This is a genomic window from Actinophytocola sp. (assembly GCF_045807065.1).
Taxonomy (GTDB): Bacteria; Actinomycetota; Actinomycetes; order Mycobacteriales; family Pseudonocardiaceae; genus Actinophytocola.
Genome location: NZ_JBJMIE010000688.1, coordinates 1 through 16,069 on the forward strand (window position 1 = coordinate 1; position 16,069 = coordinate 16,069).

17 protein-coding genes are annotated in these 16,069 nt (G+C 72.7%); 7 read left to right on the top strand and 10 right to left on the bottom strand.

Going from position 1 to position 16,069, the window contains the following annotated elements:
- The 6 genes from ACJ73U_RS40435 to ACJ73U_RS40460 form a co-directional block, all read right to left on the bottom strand.
- On the bottom strand, positions 1-830 hold an 830-nt coding region (locus ACJ73U_RS40435; RefSeq protein WP_407783074.1), incomplete at its 3' end, for a hypothetical protein.
- Positions 827-1,435, bottom strand: coding sequence for a toll/interleukin-1 receptor domain-containing protein (locus ACJ73U_RS40440; protein ID WP_407783075.1), 609 nt, complete (start codon positions 1,433-1,435; stop codon positions 827-829). The genes ACJ73U_RS40435 and ACJ73U_RS40440, both read right to left, overlap by 4 nt.
- Before the next feature lie 69 nt (positions 1,436-1,504).
- Complete coding sequence (locus ACJ73U_RS40445; protein WP_407783076.1) at positions 1,505-2,446, bottom strand: 2,3-dihydroxyphenylpropionate 1,2-dioxygenase; 942 nt, start codon at positions 2,444-2,446, stop codon at positions 1,505-1,507.
- Positions 2,439-3,308 carry an alpha/beta fold hydrolase gene (locus tag ACJ73U_RS40450; RefSeq protein ID WP_407783077.1) on the bottom strand — a complete coding sequence of 290 codons (870 nt, stop codon included), beginning with the start codon at positions 3,306-3,308 and terminating at the stop codon, positions 2,439-2,441. Before ACJ73U_RS40450 ends, ACJ73U_RS40445 begins: the two co-directional genes overlap by 8 nt.
- Positions 3,305-3,808 (bottom strand): cupin domain-containing protein, encoded by a 504-nt coding sequence (locus tag ACJ73U_RS40455; protein ID WP_407783078.1) that lies wholly within the window; start codon positions 3,806-3,808, stop codon positions 3,305-3,307. The genes ACJ73U_RS40450 and ACJ73U_RS40455 overlap by 4 nt, the downstream gene beginning before the upstream one ends.
- Positions 3,808-4,536: an SDR family NAD(P)-dependent oxidoreductase gene (locus tag ACJ73U_RS40460; RefSeq protein WP_407783079.1), complete on the bottom strand. Its 729-nt coding sequence runs from the start codon at positions 4,534-4,536 to the stop codon at positions 3,808-3,810. The genes ACJ73U_RS40455 and ACJ73U_RS40460 overlap by 1 nt, the downstream gene beginning before the upstream one ends.
- A gap of 38 nt (positions 4,537-4,574) precedes the next feature.
- Here ACJ73U_RS40460 and ACJ73U_RS40465 point away from each other — a divergent pair, with 38 nt between their 5' ends.
- The 4 genes from ACJ73U_RS40465 to ACJ73U_RS40480 all read left to right on the top strand — a co-directional run bounded on the left by ACJ73U_RS40465 (position 4,575) and on the right by ACJ73U_RS40480 (position 10,340).
- A complete protein-coding gene (locus ACJ73U_RS40465; RefSeq protein ID WP_407783080.1) occupies positions 4,575-5,333 on the top strand; it encodes an IclR family transcriptional regulator in 759 nt (252 codons plus the stop codon).
- A gap of 83 nt (positions 5,334-5,416) precedes the next feature.
- On the top strand, positions 5,417-5,881 hold the full coding sequence (locus ACJ73U_RS40470) for a cupin domain-containing protein (protein ID WP_407783081.1): 465 nt from the start codon (positions 5,417-5,419) through the stop codon (positions 5,879-5,881).
- 2 nt (positions 5,882-5,883) lie between these two features.
- Positions 5,884-7,485, top strand: a complete 1,602-nt coding sequence (locus ACJ73U_RS40475; protein WP_407783082.1) for a flavin-containing monooxygenase — start codon at positions 5,884-5,886, stop codon at positions 7,483-7,485.
- Positions 7,431-10,340, top strand: coding sequence for a M36 family metallopeptidase (locus ACJ73U_RS40480; protein WP_407783083.1), 2,910 nt, complete (start codon positions 7,431-7,433; stop codon positions 10,338-10,340). The genes ACJ73U_RS40475 and ACJ73U_RS40480 overlap by 55 nt, the downstream gene beginning before the upstream one ends.
- A gap of 144 nt (positions 10,341-10,484) precedes the next feature.
- Here ACJ73U_RS40480 and ACJ73U_RS40485 read toward each other — a convergent pair whose 3' ends face one another.
- The 3 genes from ACJ73U_RS40485 to ACJ73U_RS40495 form a co-directional block, all read right to left on the bottom strand.
- The gene (locus ACJ73U_RS40485; RefSeq protein WP_407783084.1) at positions 10,485-11,351 is read right to left on the bottom strand and encodes a hypothetical protein; all 867 of its coding nucleotides are present in this window, start codon (positions 11,349-11,351) and stop codon (positions 10,485-10,487) included.
- A 51-nt stretch (positions 11,352-11,402) separates the two neighbouring features.
- Positions 11,403-12,245 carry an LLM class F420-dependent oxidoreductase gene (locus ACJ73U_RS40490; protein WP_407783085.1) on the bottom strand — a complete coding sequence of 281 codons (843 nt, stop codon included), beginning with the start codon at positions 12,243-12,245 and terminating at the stop codon, positions 11,403-11,405.
- A gap of 68 nt (positions 12,246-12,313) precedes the next feature.
- Positions 12,314-12,766 carry a winged helix-turn-helix transcriptional regulator gene (locus ACJ73U_RS40495; RefSeq protein ID WP_407783086.1) on the bottom strand — a complete coding sequence of 151 codons (453 nt, stop codon included), beginning with the start codon at positions 12,764-12,766 and terminating at the stop codon, positions 12,314-12,316.
- Positions 12,767-12,856: 90 nt separating this feature from the next.
- Between ACJ73U_RS40495 and ACJ73U_RS40500 the strand changes: the two genes are divergently transcribed.
- Positions 12,857-13,450, top strand: a complete 594-nt coding sequence (locus ACJ73U_RS40500; RefSeq protein ID WP_407783087.1) for a dihydrofolate reductase family protein — start codon at positions 12,857-12,859, stop codon at positions 13,448-13,450.
- Between the two features lie 11 nt (positions 13,451-13,461).
- Positions 13,462-13,839, top strand: a complete 378-nt coding sequence (locus tag ACJ73U_RS40505) for a PPOX class F420-dependent oxidoreductase (protein ID WP_407783088.1) — start codon at positions 13,462-13,464, stop codon at positions 13,837-13,839.
- Positions 13,840-13,844: 5 nt separating this feature from the next.
- Here ACJ73U_RS40505 and ACJ73U_RS40510 read toward each other — a convergent pair whose 3' ends face one another.
- Complete coding sequence (locus ACJ73U_RS40510; protein WP_407783089.1) at positions 13,845-15,137, bottom strand: cytochrome P450; 1,293 nt, start codon at positions 15,135-15,137, stop codon at positions 13,845-13,847.
- Between the two features lie 141 nt (positions 15,138-15,278).
- On the opposite strand from ACJ73U_RS40510, the gene ACJ73U_RS40515 reads away from it, so the two are divergent.
- Positions 15,279-16,069, top strand: a 791-nt coding sequence (locus tag ACJ73U_RS40515) for a biotin carboxylase N-terminal domain-containing protein (RefSeq protein ID WP_407783090.1), incomplete at its 3' end; no start/stop codon positions are given.

Sequence of the window (16,069 nt, forward strand, 5' to 3'; positions counted from 1 at the left end):
ACGAGCGCCGTGAGTGCGCCGTCCGCCAACTGCTCCTCGCTCGCCTCGATGCCGAGAGCGCTCAGGTGGCGGCGGAACACGGCGCGGCCGTCGGGTCGCGCGACGAGCGTGGTCTCGACGCCGATCTCGGCGGCGACGTACTCGACGCGCGCCGACAGGACGACCGCGAGGTACGCCTGCCGCTCGGCGACGGCGGCGCGGTAGGCACGCAGGTTCCCGAGCATCTCTCGGGAGATCGTGACGGTGGACAGGTCGAGCAGCAGCCGTTCGCCGGGCTCGACGCAGGCGGCGTCGAGGACGAACCGGCCGTCCGCGTCGTCGTCCGGCAGCTCGCGGAACCGGGTCGCGCCCTCCCCCGAGTCCTTCAGGACCATGAGCGCGGCCGAACGCCTGCCGCACCCCGGCGCACCCGCCACGACGACCGTACCGGGATTCCGCAGGCGCGCCACCAGATCGCCGTAACCCGGCGGCATGACGAACCGCCGGTCGAGGTCGGTCAGGATGTCCTCGGGCACGAGCCGCGGCGGCCGCGCCGTGCCCGCTTCGGCCGCGACGGACTGGAGGTACAACCGCACCCGGTCGCCGATGTGCACCGGCCCGCTCGCGTCGGTGACGCTGACGTTGTGGTGTCCCCCGACCGTGCCGATCCCGCCGGCCTGGCCGACGGGTTCGTCGGGATCCGGATCCCCTGCGTCCGGATCCTCGGCGTCCTGGTCGGCACCCTCCCAGTCGTCCCCGTCGTCACGGGCCCAGTCATCGCTGTCGCTGTCACGGTCGTCGCCGGCCCAGGTGTCGGGCGCCCGGTCGTCCGGCGGGTCGGGCGCGGTCACCGCTTGCCCTTGCGGCGATCGATCCGGTCGCCGATGTGCACCGGGCCGCGTGCGTCGGTGACGTTGATGTTGTCGTGTCCCTTGGCCACCCCGATCCCGCCCGACTGGCGAGCACGCGCCCGGGGCTCGCCCTCGTCCCCGTGCTGGGCGGGCGAGGGCAGGTCGAGCACCTCGTCGAGGCGGGCGAACGCGGCCTCCGGCATCCGGGGGTCCATCGCCACGTACTGGTGGCGCACCAGATCCCGCAGTGGCGGGGGTAGGTCGTCCTTCCCGGGCAGTCGCGCGGCCCCGACCAGCAGCGGCACGACCCGGACCCGATGGGTGAGTGCCTCGAGGATCTCCTTGTGGATCCAGTCCCGCGGGTCGTCGATCGCCCGGCCGCCCGCCGGCTGCCGGAAGTCGAGCCAGCGCTCACCGATGATCGACACCATGACGTCGCTGCGCCACACGTTCTTCAGCAGCTCGTCGTCGAACAGCGTGCCGGGTTCGATGGACTGGGCGTCCAGGAAGACGTTCCGCTTGCCGATCCGCTCGGACAGGTGGCGGTAGACGAGCTGCGCCGCACCGGCCTCGTCCCTGGTTCGGTAGTTCACGAAGATTCGCATCGGTGCGAAGGATGCCCGCCGCACCTGGACGGAACCTGGACCAGATCCGCACCGGTGGGGTGCGCCGGTTCAGTCCACGTCGAAGGTGGTGCCGATGCCCATGCCGGTGATCCACTCGGGGACGGGCTCGTAGCTGGTCCAGGTGAACGGGGTGGCGGTGGCCGCGTGGCCGATCAGCCACGTGCGGATCTCGTGCCCGCCGGTGCCGGTGAGGGCCTCGAGACCCTCGTGGCCGAGGGCGACGACCGGCCCCAGGTCCGGGGTGGCGAGCTGGCGGAGGAACCACGCGTCCCACTCGGCGTTGACGCGGGTGTCGTGGTTGCCGCCCATGGCACGCACGCGTGGCTCGCGGGCCGCGGCGAACGCGCGGGCGTCCTTGCGGCCGTGGATCATCGCCGCCCGCCGCTCCCCCACCACCGACGGGTCGCGCGGGTCGTTCGACGGCAGCCAGTGCGACAGGCCGCCGCTGGCCACCACCAGGACCCGGCCGGGGAAGGCGGCGCCGCGGATCGCCTCGCCGAGGGCCCGTCCCAGCTCGACGCAGCGGGCCAGGCCGGGCAGGGGCGGCGCCGCCGTGTTGACGACCAGCGGCACCAGCGGGATCTCGGGGAGCTCACTCCCGCACGCCATCTCGTAGCTCTGCACGACGCCGTGGTCGACGGTCAGCGAGTACGACAGCGACAGGTCGAACCCCGCCTCGGCGACGCCGTCGCGGATCGACCAGGCCAGGTCCGTCGCGACCGGCAGCGGGCCGGCACGGCTGCCGAAGTCGCCGAAGCCCACGGCCTCCTCGACACCCAGGACGAATGGCGGCATCACGTCGTAGAAATGGGCGTGGAAGTGGTCCGGACCGATGACCACGGCCGCGTCCGGTGCCAGCCTCCGCACGGCCTTCGCCACGCGTTCGGCGTCGGCGAGGAACACGCCGCCGGGGCCGGACGGGTCCGCCGGCGGCAGCAGGGTCGCGAACGGCGAGTGCGACATCGCGACGAACCCGACGATCTCAGCCACGGCCGTTCCGTTCCGCCAGCAGGAAGTTCCGGTGGCAACGCAGGAACTCGTCGACCTTCTCCCACTGCGGCCAGTGACCGGCGTCCGCGATCACGTGCAGCTGGGCGTCGGGCAGCCAGCCCAGCAGCAACGCCGCCTCGTCGAGGCCGCCGGTCGGGTCGTGTTCGGTCCACAGCAACAGCGTCGGCGCGGTGATCCTGCCGACCCAGCCCGGTTCCCAGGCGAAGTCCCCGCGCACCGCGGGGTCCTGCAGCACGAGCGTGTTGGTGATCGCCTGGACGAAGCCCGGCCGCGAGTAGATCGCCCGGCGCAGGTCCACCAGCTCGTCGGTCACCATCTCCTTGTGGTGGAACAGGAACTCCACCCTCGGCCGCACCGTCGCCGCGCTCGGGTCCAGCACCGCGGCCATCGTGCTGTCCCGCACCCTGGCCATCACCTCGGGCTTGTTGGCGATGTTGCCGGGCGTGTTGAGCACCAGCCGGTCGACCCGGTCCGGGTGGTGCGCGGCGGTCCACGCGACTACCCAGCCACCCAGGGACTCCCCGGACAGGTGCGCCGAGGCGATCCCCAGCGCGTCCATCAGCCCGACCAGGTGATCGGCGAGCACGTCGACCGTGTAGGGCCGGTCCGGCAGCGCCGACCAGCCGTGGCCGACCATGTCGTAGACCGTCACCCGGAAGTCCGCCGCGAGCCCGGCGATGTCACGGGCGTAGGCCTCCAGGTGTCCGCCGGTGCCGTGCAGCAGGATCAGGTCCGGCCCGCAACCGGCGCGCAGCACCCGCGTCCGCACGCCGGCGACGTCCACATGGGACAGTTCGTGGTCGGTATCCCACAGCTCCGCCCATACGGTCACGCCGCTCACGTCGTCTCCTCCTCGAAGCGGGCCCGTGCCTGCTCGACGGTCACCAGCCCGGCGCTCTGCCGCCGCCCGACACCCAGCAGGCCGAGCAGGCGGGAGTTCTCGATGGTGAGGAACTCGACCGGCTCCTCGGTGGAGTCGTTGTAGTGGCGGTGCCAGGTCCACGGCGGGGTGTAGACGAAGTCGCCGGTCGACCAGGACCCGGTCTCGTCCTCGACCTCGCTGTGCCCGGTGCCCGCGATCACGTAGTGCACGGTCTCGTGGTGGTGGCGCTGCATGTCCGAGCTCTCGCCGGGTGGGATCGTCTGCCGGAAGATCTCGAACGTCGCCGTGGGCAGCCGGCCCGCGATCGACAGCGTCGTCGGGTTGTGCACCTGGTCGGCCGGCAGCGTCTCCAGCTCGCCGGCCCGCACGACGATCGGCCGCGCCGTGCTCGGCCGCACGGTGTCGGAGAGCGCGCCGAGGAACTCGGTCACGCTGAAGTCGGGCCCGGACTGTGCCATCAGATCGTCTCCGTCCTGCCGCCGTCGACCGTGAGCACGGTCCCGTTCACGTAGCTGGCGGCGGCCGAGGCCAGGAAGGCCCCGGCCGCGCCGATCTCCTCCGGGCGCCCTGCCCGCCCGGCCGGGATCGTCTCCAGGTCGCGCCGCTGCGCGTCACCGGGGCGGCCGGCCAGGATCTCCCGGCGGCGCCGGGTGTCCGTGGCACCGGGCGCGACGCAGTTGACCGTCACCCCCCGGTCCGCGTGCTCCAGCGACAGCAGCTTCGCGGCCGCGGTGACGGCCGAGCGCAGCACGACCGACGTGGCGAGGTCGGGTTGCGGTTGCCGCACGGCCGTCGACGTCACGAACACCACGCGCCCGAACCCCCGCTCGGCCATCCGCGGCAACGCGTGGCGGGCCAGCCGCAGCGGTCCCAGCAGGAGCAGGTCGGTCACGTCCCGCCACACCTCCTCCGGCACGTCCAGGATCCGTCCGGGCGGCGGACCGCCGGCGTTGAGGACCAGGACGTCGGTGGGGGGCAGCCCGGCGAGGTCCGGGTCGGCCATGTCCTGCACCAGGGACCGGACCTCCGCGCCGGTGTCGTCGCGCAGCCGCGCGGCCGCGGCGTCCAGCGGCTCCGCCCGGCGACCGGTGATCACGACCCGGTAGCCGGTCCACGCGAGCGCCTCGGCCGTCGCGTACCCGATGCCGGTGGCGCCACCACCGATGAGTGCGGTCCTGCTGGCCATGGGGTTAGCCTGGCGGCCATGACTCCGCCGAGCCAACGATGAGTCCCGCTGAGCGGGACGGCGCGACGGGTGGGCTCGACCGCGCCGCCGCGATCCTCTCCGCGTTCGACGCCGCGCACCGGGAGCTGACGCTGGCCACCCTGGTGCTGCGCAGCGGACTGCCGCGGTCGACCACGCACCGCACCGCCGAGAAGATGATCCGGTTGGGGTGGCTGGACAAGCCCAAGGACCGGTACCGGATCGGCAACCGCCTGTTCGAGCTGTCCGGCCTGGCGCCGATCCGGCACGAGCTGCGCGAGGCGGTGCTGCCGTTCCTGCAGGACCTGTACCACGCGGCCAAGACGACGGTGCAGCTCGGCGTCCTCGACGGCACGCAGATCCTGGTCGTGGAGAAGATCACCGGGCACCGGCCGATGCCGATGCTGTCCCAGGTCGGCGGCACGGTCCCCGCGTACTGCTCCGCGCTGGGCCGCGCGATCCTCGCCTACTGCGCCCCGGAGGTCGTCGACCGCGTCCTGGAGACCGACCTGCCGCGGCGCACACCCCGCACGCTCACCAACCCCGTCGCCGTGCGGCGCGAGCTGGCCGCCGTCCCGGACCGCGGGTGGGCGCTGGAACGGGAGGAGGGCAACATCGGCGTCAGCTGCGTGGCCAGCCCCATCTTCGGCCCGCTGGGTGAGGTGGTGGCGGCCTTGTCGGTCACCGGCCCGACCGGCATGGTGAAGGCGGACCGCATCGGTCCGGCCGTCCGCCTGGCCGCAGCCGCGGCCTCCCGCGCCTACTCCACCCGCCGCTAGTCCCGGTGAGCGGGACCGAGGTTTGCGGTTGTGTGCCGTCGAGCCCACTCTGTGCTCGCCCCCGAAGGCGAACGGAGACGACGATGACTCTTGGCGGCGGATACCTGCTCCCCTCACGCGACGGCCATCAGATCGCCGCGATCGGGCTCGGCATCACGCTCAAGACCGACGGCAAGTCGACCCAGGACGCGTACTCGCTGTTCGAGTACGCCATCCCGCCGGAGACCGACGGCCCGCCCCCGCACGTGCACACGCGGGAGGACGAGTCGTTCATCTGCCTGTCGGGGCGGCTGGACGTCCACCTCGGCGGCGAGGACTTCACCATGGAGCACGGGGACTACATGTTCCTGCCGCGCGAGGTGATCCACGCGTTCCGCAACCCCTACGCCGAGGAGTCGCGCGTGATCTCCGTCGTCTCGCCGGCCGGGCTGGAGCGGTACTACCAGGCGCTGGCCGACCTGCCGCCCGGCCCCAAGGACATCGGCGTCATGAGGAAGATCATGGCCGACTTCGGCATCGAGCTGCGGCTGCCGCCCGAGGTGAGCTGACCGTGCGCGTCGCGATCATCGGGGCGGGCGTGGCCGGCCTCGCCACCGCCAAGGTCCTGCTGCAGGCCGGCCACGACGTCCTCGTGTACGAGAAGGCACCCGACGTCGGCGGGGTGTGGAGCGGCACGCGCCGCTACCCCGGCCTGACCACGCAGAGCCCGAAGGCGCAGTACTCGCTCTCGGACTTCCCGATGCCGAAGGACTTCCCGGAGTGGCCGACGGGTGCGCAGGTCCAGGACTACCTCCTCGCCTACGCCACGGAGTTCGGCGTCGACCGCGTGCTGCGGCTGGGCACCGAGGTCACCGCGGCCACCCCGACGAGCGACGGCGGCTGGGCGGTCGAGGCCGCCGGCACCACCGAGCGGTTCGACCGGCTCGTGGTGGCCAACGGCGTGTTCTGCGAGCCCGCGGTCCCGTCCTACCCGGGACTGGCCGAGTTCACCGCGGCGGGCGGGCGGCTGTGCGCCGGCACGGAGTTCCACAACGCGGGCGAGGCACGCGGCAGGCACGTGCTGGTGGTCGGCTACGGCAAGTCGGCGTGCGACGTGACGGTGCCGGTCAGCGCGGTCGCGGCGAGCACCGACGTGATCGCCCGGCAGGCGCTGTGGAAGGTGCCGCGCAAGGTCGGCGGGTTCCTGAACTTCAAGATGCTGCTGCTGACCAGGATGGGCGAGGCGCTGTTCCGCTACCTGCGTCCGCGCGGGTTCGAGCGGTTCCTGCACGGCCCGGGGAACCGCCTGCGCCGCGACATGATCAACTCCATCGGCGCGGTCTCGGTGCGGCAGTTCGGCTTGCGCCGGCTGGGCCTGGTCCCGGCCGGTCGCATGGAGGACATCGTCCGCGGCGCGATCGGCCTTGCCACGGAAGGGTTCTTCGAGGGCGTCGCCGCCGGGAGCATCACCGTGCACCGCGACACCACCATCACCCGCCTGCTCGCGGACGGCCGCCCGTACGCGGAGCTGAGCGACGGCAGCCGGCTGCCGGCCGACCTCGTCGTGTGCGCGACCGGCTTCACCCAGGGCGTGCCGTTCCTGTCGGCCGAGGTCCAGGAGCGGCTGCTCGACGAGCGCGGCAACTTCCTGCTGTACCGGCAGATCCGGCCGGTCGGCGTGCCGGGCCTGTACTTCAACGGGTACAACTCGTCGTTCTTCAGCCCGCTCAACGCGGAGATGGCGGCGGTGTGGATCGCGGCCGACCTCGCCGGTGCCCTGCCGCTGCCGGACGAGGACACCATGCGCCAGGCGGTGGTGGCGCAGTTGGCTTTCATGGACGAGGCCACCGACGCGCACCACTGCCGCGGCACGAAGATCATCCCGTTCTCGATGCACAACGTCGATGAGGTGCTGGGCGACCTCGACGTCAACATCCCCGCCGCCGTCCGGGCCGCGCACTGGCTGAACCCGGTGAACCCCAAGGCGTACCGCAAGATCACGCCGACCGTGCTGCGCCGCCTGCCGCGGACTTCTCGATCGGACCTATCTTTCCGCGCCGTGCGAGGGAAGGCTGAGGACGTTCACCGTTCCTTCCCTGCAACGAAAGGCGTGGACAGATGCGGAGACACCATCTCCGAAGAACATTCGCGCTCGTCACCACAACCGTCCTGACCTGCTCACTCACCATCGGCACCGCCTCCGGCGCCCCCGCCGCGCCCGACCCCGCCGGTCAGGACCAGGCGACACCGTCGCGCGACGTCGACAACCGGGGCGGTGCCGCGCAACCATCGGAGCGGCAGCGCGCGCTCGCCGGGCAGAGCAGCACGACGGTCCGGTGGAACAGGTACGGCACGCCCGGGACGCTCCTGCCCCGCACCGACCGCCAGCGGCGCGACGCCGCGGCCGATCCCGTCGCGATCGCGCGGAGCTTCCTCACCGACAACCGCGAGGCGTTCGGCCTCTCGGCCGCCGGCGTCGGCGAGATGGACGTGCTGGTGAGCCGGCCGATGGGCCAGGGTGCCTACGTCCTGCTGCGCCAGCGGTTCGGCGACCTGCCCTCGATCGTCGACGGGCTCGCCGCCGTCGGCATCCGCGACGGCGGCGTCGTCTACCTCAGCTCGACCATCAGCCCGGAGCGCAAGGCGCCGGAACAGCCCACCATCGCCCCGGAAGCGGCCCTCACCGCGGCCGCGGCCGACGCCGGCATCCCGGAGAGCGCCCTGGGCACCACCCGTGTCCGGCTGGGCGCGGTTCCCATGCCCGGCGCGGCACCGCGCAGCGCCTACCAGGTCGTCCTCGTGGCCGGCCAGGACACCGGCTACACCACCTACGTCGACGCCCGCACCGGTGCGGTGCTGCTCCGCGAGGACCTCGTCGACCACGACACCGACAACCCCGAGTGGGACGTCTTCCCCGCGAACCCGCCGGCCGACTACTCCTCGCGCGACAGCCGGCAGCGCTGGTGCCTCACCGCGGAGCGGGGCTGCGTCCGCACGGTCCGCACCGCGGACGGCGGCCTCGCCTGGGACATCGACCCGGCCACGGGCGCCCCGAGCCTGACCTCCGCCGGCAACGCCGAGAAGGCCACCCAGAAGTGGGACGACCTGGCCAGCGGCACGGTCGGCACCAGGACCGCGACGCCCAGCCCCACCCGCGAGTACACCTACCCGTGGACGAACCAGTGGCACCAGACCAAGTGCGACCCCGCGGTCTTCGCCACCGCGCAGCAGAACGACATCGACGCCGCGCTGACCAATCTGTTCGCCATGCACAACCGGATGCACGACTGGTCCTACTTCCTCGGCTTCACCGAGGACACCTGGAACATGCAGGCGTCCAACGGCACGAACGGCGGGCTGGGCGGCGACGCGGAGCGCGGCAACGCCCAGGCGGGCGGCCGGGCCGGTGGCGCGCCGCCGGACTTCGCGTCCCGCAACAACGCCAACCAGATCACCCCGCCGGACGGCGTGCCGCCGACCACGAACATGTACCTGTGGCAGCCGACGCCGGGCGGCTTCTACCCGCCGTGCGTCGACGGCGACTACGACATGACGGTGATCGGGCACGAGTACTCCCACGCGATCAGCGGCCGGCTCATCGCGGGCCCGGACCTCGGCTGGTCGGGTGCGCAGGCCGGCGCGATGAACGAGTCGACCTCCGACCAGTACGCCATGGAGTACCTGTACGAGTACGGGTTCCGGCCGCGCGGTGACACGCCGTACGTCACGGGCGGGTACGTCACCGGCGACCTGAAGGCGGGCATCCGCGACTACGACCTGAGCAGGAACCCGCTCAACTACAGCGACGTCGGCTTCGACATCGTCGGCGCGGAGGTGCACGCCGACGGCGAGATCTGGAACGCCGTCAACTTCGACCTCCGCCAGGCCATGGTCGACCGGTACGGCCTCGGCACCCCGGCCCTGCAGCGGGCCTGCGCCGACGGCAAGGTGCCGGTCGAGCAGTGCCCCGGCAACCGGCGCTGGGTACAGCAGTCGTTCGACGCGCTGCTGCTGAGCGCCTCCGGCGCGGTGAGCTTCGTCGACATGCGCGACGCCATCCTCGCGGCCAACGAGGTCCGCTACGGCGGCGCGGACGTGGCGCTGCTGCAGGACGCGTTCGCCCAGAACGGCCTCGGCCGGGACGCGACGAGCGCCGGGCCGAACGACCCGGACCCGACGCCGAGCTTCGCGTCCGCGTCCGGCCACAACGCGACGCTCCGGTTCGCCCCCACCGGGTCCCGTGCGCCGGCCCGGCTCTACGTCGGCGACTACGAGGCCCGCGCGGTGCCGATCGCCGACACCGACCCGAGCACCCCGCTGCCCGACACGGTGGAGATCGCGCCGGGCAGGTACTCGTTCGTGGTCGTGGCGGACGGGTTCGGCAGCAGCCGGTTCCAGCGTTCGTTCCGGGCCGGCGAGCACGCCGCGGTGCGGCCGCTGCTGCAGACCAACCTGGCCTCGCAGGGACAGGGCGCGACCGCCAGCGGAGACGGCGTGAACCTGAACAGGCTGATCGACGACACCGAGGCCACGAACTGGGCGTCGGTCGGGTCCCCCGTGGCCGGCAAGAGCGTCACGGTGGACCTCGCGGGCGACCACCCGCAGCTCGTGACGCGGGTCCAGGTGAGTGCCTACCTGCGCCCGGCGATCACCGGGGACCCCGATCCCGGCACGCAGAACCGGTTCACGGCGCTGCGGCAGTTCGAGGTCCTTTCCTGTGACGCGGCACGGGGCACCGACTGCGCGAACCCGGCGAACTACCGGCGCGTGTTCACCAGTCCCCGCAACGCGTTCCCGGCGGACGTGCCGCGGCCGACGGCACCCGACCTGTCGACGCGGTCGTTCCGGATCGCGCCGACGGTGGCCACCCACCTGATGATCCGGGTGGTCGCGAACCAGTGCACGGGCGGCCCGGACTACGCAGGCGACCAGGACAACGACCCGCGCTCGACGAGCGACTGCACGACGGGCAACCCCACGGTGGCGCAGACCGTGCGGATCGCCGAGCTGCAGGCGTTCACGTTCTGACCGCTCCCGGGTGAAGGAGGCACCACGCCGATCGCGGCGAAGCCGTCCGCGGTTTCGCCCGCGATCGGCGTGGTGCGCATCCGGCGGTCACACGTATCTGACCCCGCGCGTCCGTTCCCGCGCGTCCGTTCCCGCGATCCGCGCCTACGGGCTGGGGAACGCGTAGAAGCGGACGGCCAACCGCCGCACGCCCGGCGCGGGGCCGCTGCGGAGGCGGACGTACCGGGTGAGCAGCTCCAGGTACTCGGCCTCGAACGCGCGCAGCTCGGACTCGGTGAGCCGGGCGGAGGCCCGCTGCGCGCGGCTCCAGGGCCCGAACTCGGCGCGGTGCGCGGTGGCCCAGGACAGAAGCGCCAGCTCGCGGTGGTACAGCTGGTCGAGGTAGGCGGCCACGCGTGTGCGGTGCGGTTCACCGAAGTCGTCCGGCCGCGGCTCGCGCAGGGACTGCGGGAGTCCGACCCACCGGCCGTCGCGCTGGCGCCGGACGAACCCGTCCGCCGCCAGCCGCCCGAGACACTCCTCGACGTCGGCGACGCCGGCGCGGGCCAGCTCCTCGGTCGTGGCGGAGACCCGCAGCAGCCGTTGGTACAGCGGGTCGTCTTGCACCTCGATGTCCCGGATGGTCAGGTCCCGGTGCCGCATCTCCCCGGTGAGCAACCGCCGTGCCGCGACGAGCAACGCGACCGCGATCGGCACCTCCGCGAACGCGGCGAGCGCGACACTGGTCCACCGATCGGCCGAGGTCCAGTCGAGCAACACGTCGAACCAGGCGTCACAGCACAGCAGCGCGGCCGTCGCGGCGAGCAACGGCACCGCGGCGCGCCGCCGCCGCGACCCGAGCCACGCGGCCCCGGCGAAGCACCCCACCAACGCGACGTCGAATCCCACCCACGCCACCCGCCACTGCCCGGCATCGTGGCGGTCGGGCAGCGTGTGCGCGAGGTAGACGATCCACGGCACGAGGCAGACCGCCGCCGCCCCGAGGAACACCAACACGAAGCGACGGACCATGCCCCCGAGCGTAGGGGTGCGCGCGCCCGGCCGCTGGGCTGGCGGGAGAACCTACGGCTGCAGCCGGCCACCCATCTTGGCGATGAACGCCAGTGCCGTGTCCTCGTCCGCGTCGGGCACGCCGATGAGGATCTCGTCCACCCCGAGCGCGGCGAGGCGCTCCACCCGCTGCGGATCGGCCCGCCCGCCCAGGGCGACGACGTAGGGCCTGCCGTCGCGGCCGGCCTCGGCCCAGTGCTTGTTCAGGAGGTTGACCTGGTCGGTGATGTCGATGTCGCGCGGGGTGGTGAGCCACCCGTCGGCGTTGGCCGCGATCCAGGCGAACGTCCGCTCGGTGCCACCCGCCCCGACCAGGACCGGGAGGTGCGGCTGACGGGGCTTGGGGTAGGCCCAGCTGGCGCCGAAGGAGACGAACCGCCCGTCGTAGGCGGCGACGTCCTCGGTCCACAGGGCACGCATCGCCTCGACGTACTCACGCAGCGCGGTGTACCGGAACCCGCCGGGAATGCCGTGGTCGGCCAGCTCGTCGGTGTTCCACCCGAACCCGGCCCCGAGCGTGACCCGCCCCCCGGAGAGGAAGTCCAGGGTGGCGACCGTCTTGGCCAGCGTGATCGGATCGGACTCCACGGGCAGCGCGACGGCCGTCCCCAACCGGATCGTCGAGGTGACCGCGGCCGCCATCCCGAGCGACACCCAGGGATCGAGGGTGCGCAGGTAGCGGTCGTCGGGCAGGTCCGCGCCGCCGGTCCGGGGATGCGCCGCCTCCCGGCGCACGGGGATGTGCGTGTGCTCGGGGACGTAGAAGGAGTAGAAGCCGGCGTCCTCGGCCGCCCTGGCACACGCGGCCGGCGCGATCCCCCGATCACTGGTGAACAGCACGACCCCGAACCTCATCGACACCACCTCAACTAGAACGCGTTCTAGTCAGAAGGTAGCCGCTGGCGGCCGGGAAGGGAACGCGCTCACACGGCCGCGCCCGGACCGGGCAACGGGTCGACGTCGCGGGCGTGCATGGGTTCGCCGCAGTGGGTGCAGCGGAGGTCGACGTCGCTGATCTGGCCGCAGGCGTGGTGGCGGTAGAGGACCGGCGGGCCGGCCTCGCCCGCGAGCCACCTGTCGCCCCAGCCGGCCATGACCATGAGCAGGTCGACCAGTTGGAGACCCTTCTCCGTCAGGACGTACTCGTACCTCGGCCGCCGGTCGTAGGGCCGGCGTTCGATGACACCCCGTTCGACGAGGTGGTTCAGCCGCTCGGTCAGGACCTTGCGCGAGATGCCGAGGTCGGCCTGGATCTGCTCGAACCTGCTGAACCCCACCCACACGTCCCGCAGGACCAGTGGTGACCAGGGCTCGCCGATGACGTCGAGCGTGCGGGCGATGGAGCACGCCATCTCGCCGAAACTCGTGCGTTGCATACGACCGATCCTAACCCTTGGGGTTCCCTGAGGAAACTCCACCTGCTACGGTCATGGAGTCTCTTGAAGGAACTCACAGGGAGCGGACGAATGAGCAAGGTCTTCAGCGCCCACGCGGTCTCGGTCGACGGCTACATCACCGGACGGGACTCCGGCCCGGGACGCGGGCTCGGCGACGGAGGCGTGCTCTTCGACTGGTACTTCACGGGCGACACGCCCAGCGAGGCGTTCGGCGGGTTCGCGCTCAGCGCACCCAGCGCCCGCGTCTTCGACGCCCTCGCCGGACGGGTCGGCGCCGTCGTGACCGGGCGCAACACCTACGAGGACGCCGGCCACTTCGGCGGCGGCAGCCCGCACCCGACGGCACCGGCGGTCATCCTCAGCCACCGGCCCGCGCCGGCGATCACCGCGGCGCAGACCCTCGTGACCACGGGGATCGAGGACGCGGTGGCGGCCGCGAAGGAGGTCGCCGGCGGCAAGGACGTCGGCCTCATGGGTGGCGGCGTCCTGGCCTCGGCGCTGGCGGCCGGGCTCGTCGACGAGGTGGTGCTCCACCAGGTGCCGGTCCTGCTCGGCGGCGGTCGCCCCTTCTTCCGGTCGCTCCCCGGGCACGTGCGCCTGCGCCTCGTCGAGGCCGTCCCGGCACCCGGTGTCACCCACCTCCACTACGAGATCGAACGCTAGGAGACGCAACGATGCTCAACCCCGACGTGCGCCGTGTCATCGACGGCACCCCCATCGCCCACCTCGCCACCGTGCTCCCCGACGGCGCCCCGCACTCCGTGCCGCTCTGGGTCGGCACCCACGGCGACCACATCGCGATCCTCACCGGCCCGGACTCGCGCAAGGCCCGCAACCTGCGCCGCGACCCGCGTGTCGCGCTCTCCCTGACGCCGCCGGACAACCCGTTCCAGCCCGTCGTCATCCGCGGCCGGGTCGTCGAGTGGCTCGAGGGTGACACCGCGTGGGAGGTCGTCGACCGGATAGCGGCGAAGTACATCGGCGGCCCCTACTCGCGTGACCAGGAGCGGGTCGTCGCGCTCATCGAGCCCGACCGGCAGAGCGTGGGCTGACGGGGTCAGCCCAGCAGAGCCGGCAGCCGGTCGTAGCCGCGCAGGATCCGGGTGTCGCGGTGGGTGGCACCGGGCGTCAGCCGGAGGTTCGGGAAGCGGTCGAACAGGACCCGCAGGCCCACCTCGCCCTCCATCCGCGCCAGCGCCGCCCCGAGGCAGTAGTGGCGGCCCGCCGAGAACGCGATGTGCTCACGCGCGTTGGTCCGCCGCACGTCGAACCGGTCCGGGTCCGCGAACACCGCGGGGTCGTGGTTCGCGCCGGCGAGGATCGTGGTCACCAGGGCACCCGCCGGCACCGGCACACCCGCCACCTCCGTGTCCCGCGCGCTCATCCGGCCGGTGAGCAGGACCGGCGGGTCGACCCGGAGGACCTCCTCCACCGCGTTCGCCCACCGCGACGGCTCGGCACGCAGCGCCGCCAGCTGGTCGGGGTTGTCGTGCAGCAGGGCGATCCCGTTGCCGAGCAGGTTCACCGTCGTCTCGAAGCCGGCCGCCAGCACCAGGCCCGCGGTCGCACGCAGCTCGAGGTCGGTCAGCCCGACGCCGTCCTCGCGGGCCGCGACGAGCTGGCTCAGGAGGTTGTCACCCGGCTGGGCGCGCAGGTGCTCCAGGTGCTCGCCCAACCACCGGTCGAACGCCGCCAGCGCCGTGTGCACCCGCCGGAACCGCCGCCACGGCAACCCCATGTCGAGGCTCGGCGCCGCCGCCGTCCCCAGCGTGAGCACCCGCTGGCGCTGGGCCGGGGGCACGCCCAGGATCTCCGCGATCACCGTCACCGGCAGCAGCCCGCAGTACGCCTCGACCAGGTCGACCGGGCCGGCGGGGTCGAGGGCGTCCAGCAGCTCGTGCGCGATCTCCTCGGTGCGCCCGCGCAGGTTCTCCACCGCCCGCACGGTGAACACGCGCGTGACGAGCTTGCGGTAGCGGGTGTGGTCCGGCGGCTCGGTGACCAGCAGCGACGGCGGCGCCATGGGGTGCAGGTACTCGGCCGCCGACCACTGGGCCAGCCGGCCCCAGACCCCGGCGGCCGGCCCGATGCCGGTGCGGAAGTCGTTGCCGCCCAGCACCTCCCGCACCACCGCGTGGCTCGCGGTCAGGTAGCCGAACGCGCCGCGCGAGAGCGGGCCGCCGGCCCGGACCTCGTCGAACAGCCCGGTCAGGCGCAGCGTCGGCGTCGTGGCGCCCTCGACGAACAGCCGGGCCTGCAGGTCACCGCGCCGCGCGGCGACGAGCAACGCGGCCCTCGGCAGCCCGTGCGTCACCCCCCACCGCACCACCGGCTTGACCAACCTCTGCATCGTCCGTCCCCTCCCGGGCGTGGTACTGGCGCGTACCGCCACACTACTTGGTCAGGGCTATACCGATGTTCAACTGGGACGAGTACCGCGGCCAATACACTCAGCGGGTCACCATCCACTCACACGCAGGGGCCCGGTCGAGTGTTCAGTCGAATCGCCATCGTCAACCGTGGAGAGTCCGCCATGCGGCTCATCCACGCCGTTCGGGAATTGGCCGCGGAGACCGCGCAGCACATCGAAACCATCGCCCTGCACACCGACGTCGACCGTACGGCCACGTTCGTGCGCGAGGCCGACATCGCCTACGACCTGGGTCCCGCGTCCGCGCGCCCGTACCTCGACCTGAAGGTGCTGGAGCGCGCGCTGGTGGAGACCGGCGCGGACGCGGCCTGGGTCGGCTGGGGCTTCGTCGCGGAGGACCCGGCGTTCGCGGAGCTGTGCGAGCGGGTCGGGGTCACCTTCGTCGGGCCGAACCCGGACGCCATGCGCAAGCTCGGCGACAAGATCGGCGCGAAGCTGATCGCCGAGGAGGTCGGTGTGCCGGTCGCGCCGTGGAGCCGCGGCGCGGTCGAGACCCTCGAGGCCGCCAAGGAGGCCGCCGAGCGGATCGGCTACCCGCTGATGCTCAAGGCGACCGCGGGCGGCGGCGGGCGCGGCATCCGCGTGATCCGCAGCGCGGAGGAGCTGGAGGACGCCTACGAGCGCACCAGCCAGGAGGCCGCGCGCGCGTTCGGCAGCGGCATCGTGTTCCTGGAGCGCCTGGTCACCGGCGCCCGGCACGTCGAGGTGCAGGTCATCGCGGACGGCCAGGGCACCGCGTGGGCGCTCGGCGTCCGCGACTGCTCGGTGCAGCGGCGCAACCAGAAGATCATCGAGGAGTCCTCCTCGCCGGTGCTGGAACCGCGGCAGACCGCCGAGCTGAAGGCCTCGGC

Coding starts and splice junctions, on each gene's coding strand:
- ACJ73U_RS40440 (WP_407783075.1), bottom strand. CDS start 1,435: ATGCGAATCTTCGTGAACTACCGAACCAGGGACGAGGCCGGTGCGGCG.
- ACJ73U_RS40455 (WP_407783078.1), bottom strand. CDS start 3,808: ATGGCACAGTCCGGGCCCGACTTCAGCGTGACCGAGTTCCTCGGCGCG.
- ACJ73U_RS40460 (WP_407783079.1), bottom strand. CDS start 4,536: ATGGCCAGCAGGACCGCACTCATCGGTGGTGGCGCCACCGGCATCGGG.
- ACJ73U_RS40465 (WP_407783080.1), top strand. CDS start 4,575: ATGAGTCCCGCTGAGCGGGACGGCGCGACGGGTGGGCTCGACCGCGCC.
- ACJ73U_RS40470 (WP_407783081.1), top strand. CDS start 5,417: ATGACTCTTGGCGGCGGATACCTGCTCCCCTCACGCGACGGCCATCAG.
- ACJ73U_RS40480 (WP_407783083.1), top strand. CDS start 7,431: ATGCGGAGACACCATCTCCGAAGAACATTCGCGCTCGTCACCACAACC.
- ACJ73U_RS40485 (WP_407783084.1), bottom strand. CDS start 11,351: ATGGTCCGTCGCTTCGTGTTGGTGTTCCTCGGGGCGGCGGCGGTCTGC.
- ACJ73U_RS40490 (WP_407783085.1), bottom strand. CDS start 12,245: ATGAGGTTCGGGGTCGTGCTGTTCACCAGTGATCGGGGGATCGCGCCG.
- ACJ73U_RS40495 (WP_407783086.1), bottom strand. CDS start 12,766: ATGCAACGCACGAGTTTCGGCGAGATGGCGTGCTCCATCGCCCGCACG.
- ACJ73U_RS40500 (WP_407783087.1), top strand. CDS start 12,857: ATGAGCAAGGTCTTCAGCGCCCACGCGGTCTCGGTCGACGGCTACATC.
- ACJ73U_RS40505 (WP_407783088.1), top strand. CDS start 13,462: ATGCTCAACCCCGACGTGCGCCGTGTCATCGACGGCACCCCCATCGCC.
- ACJ73U_RS40510 (WP_407783089.1), bottom strand. CDS start 15,137: ATGCAGAGGTTGGTCAAGCCGGTGGTGCGGTGGGGGGTGACGCACGGG.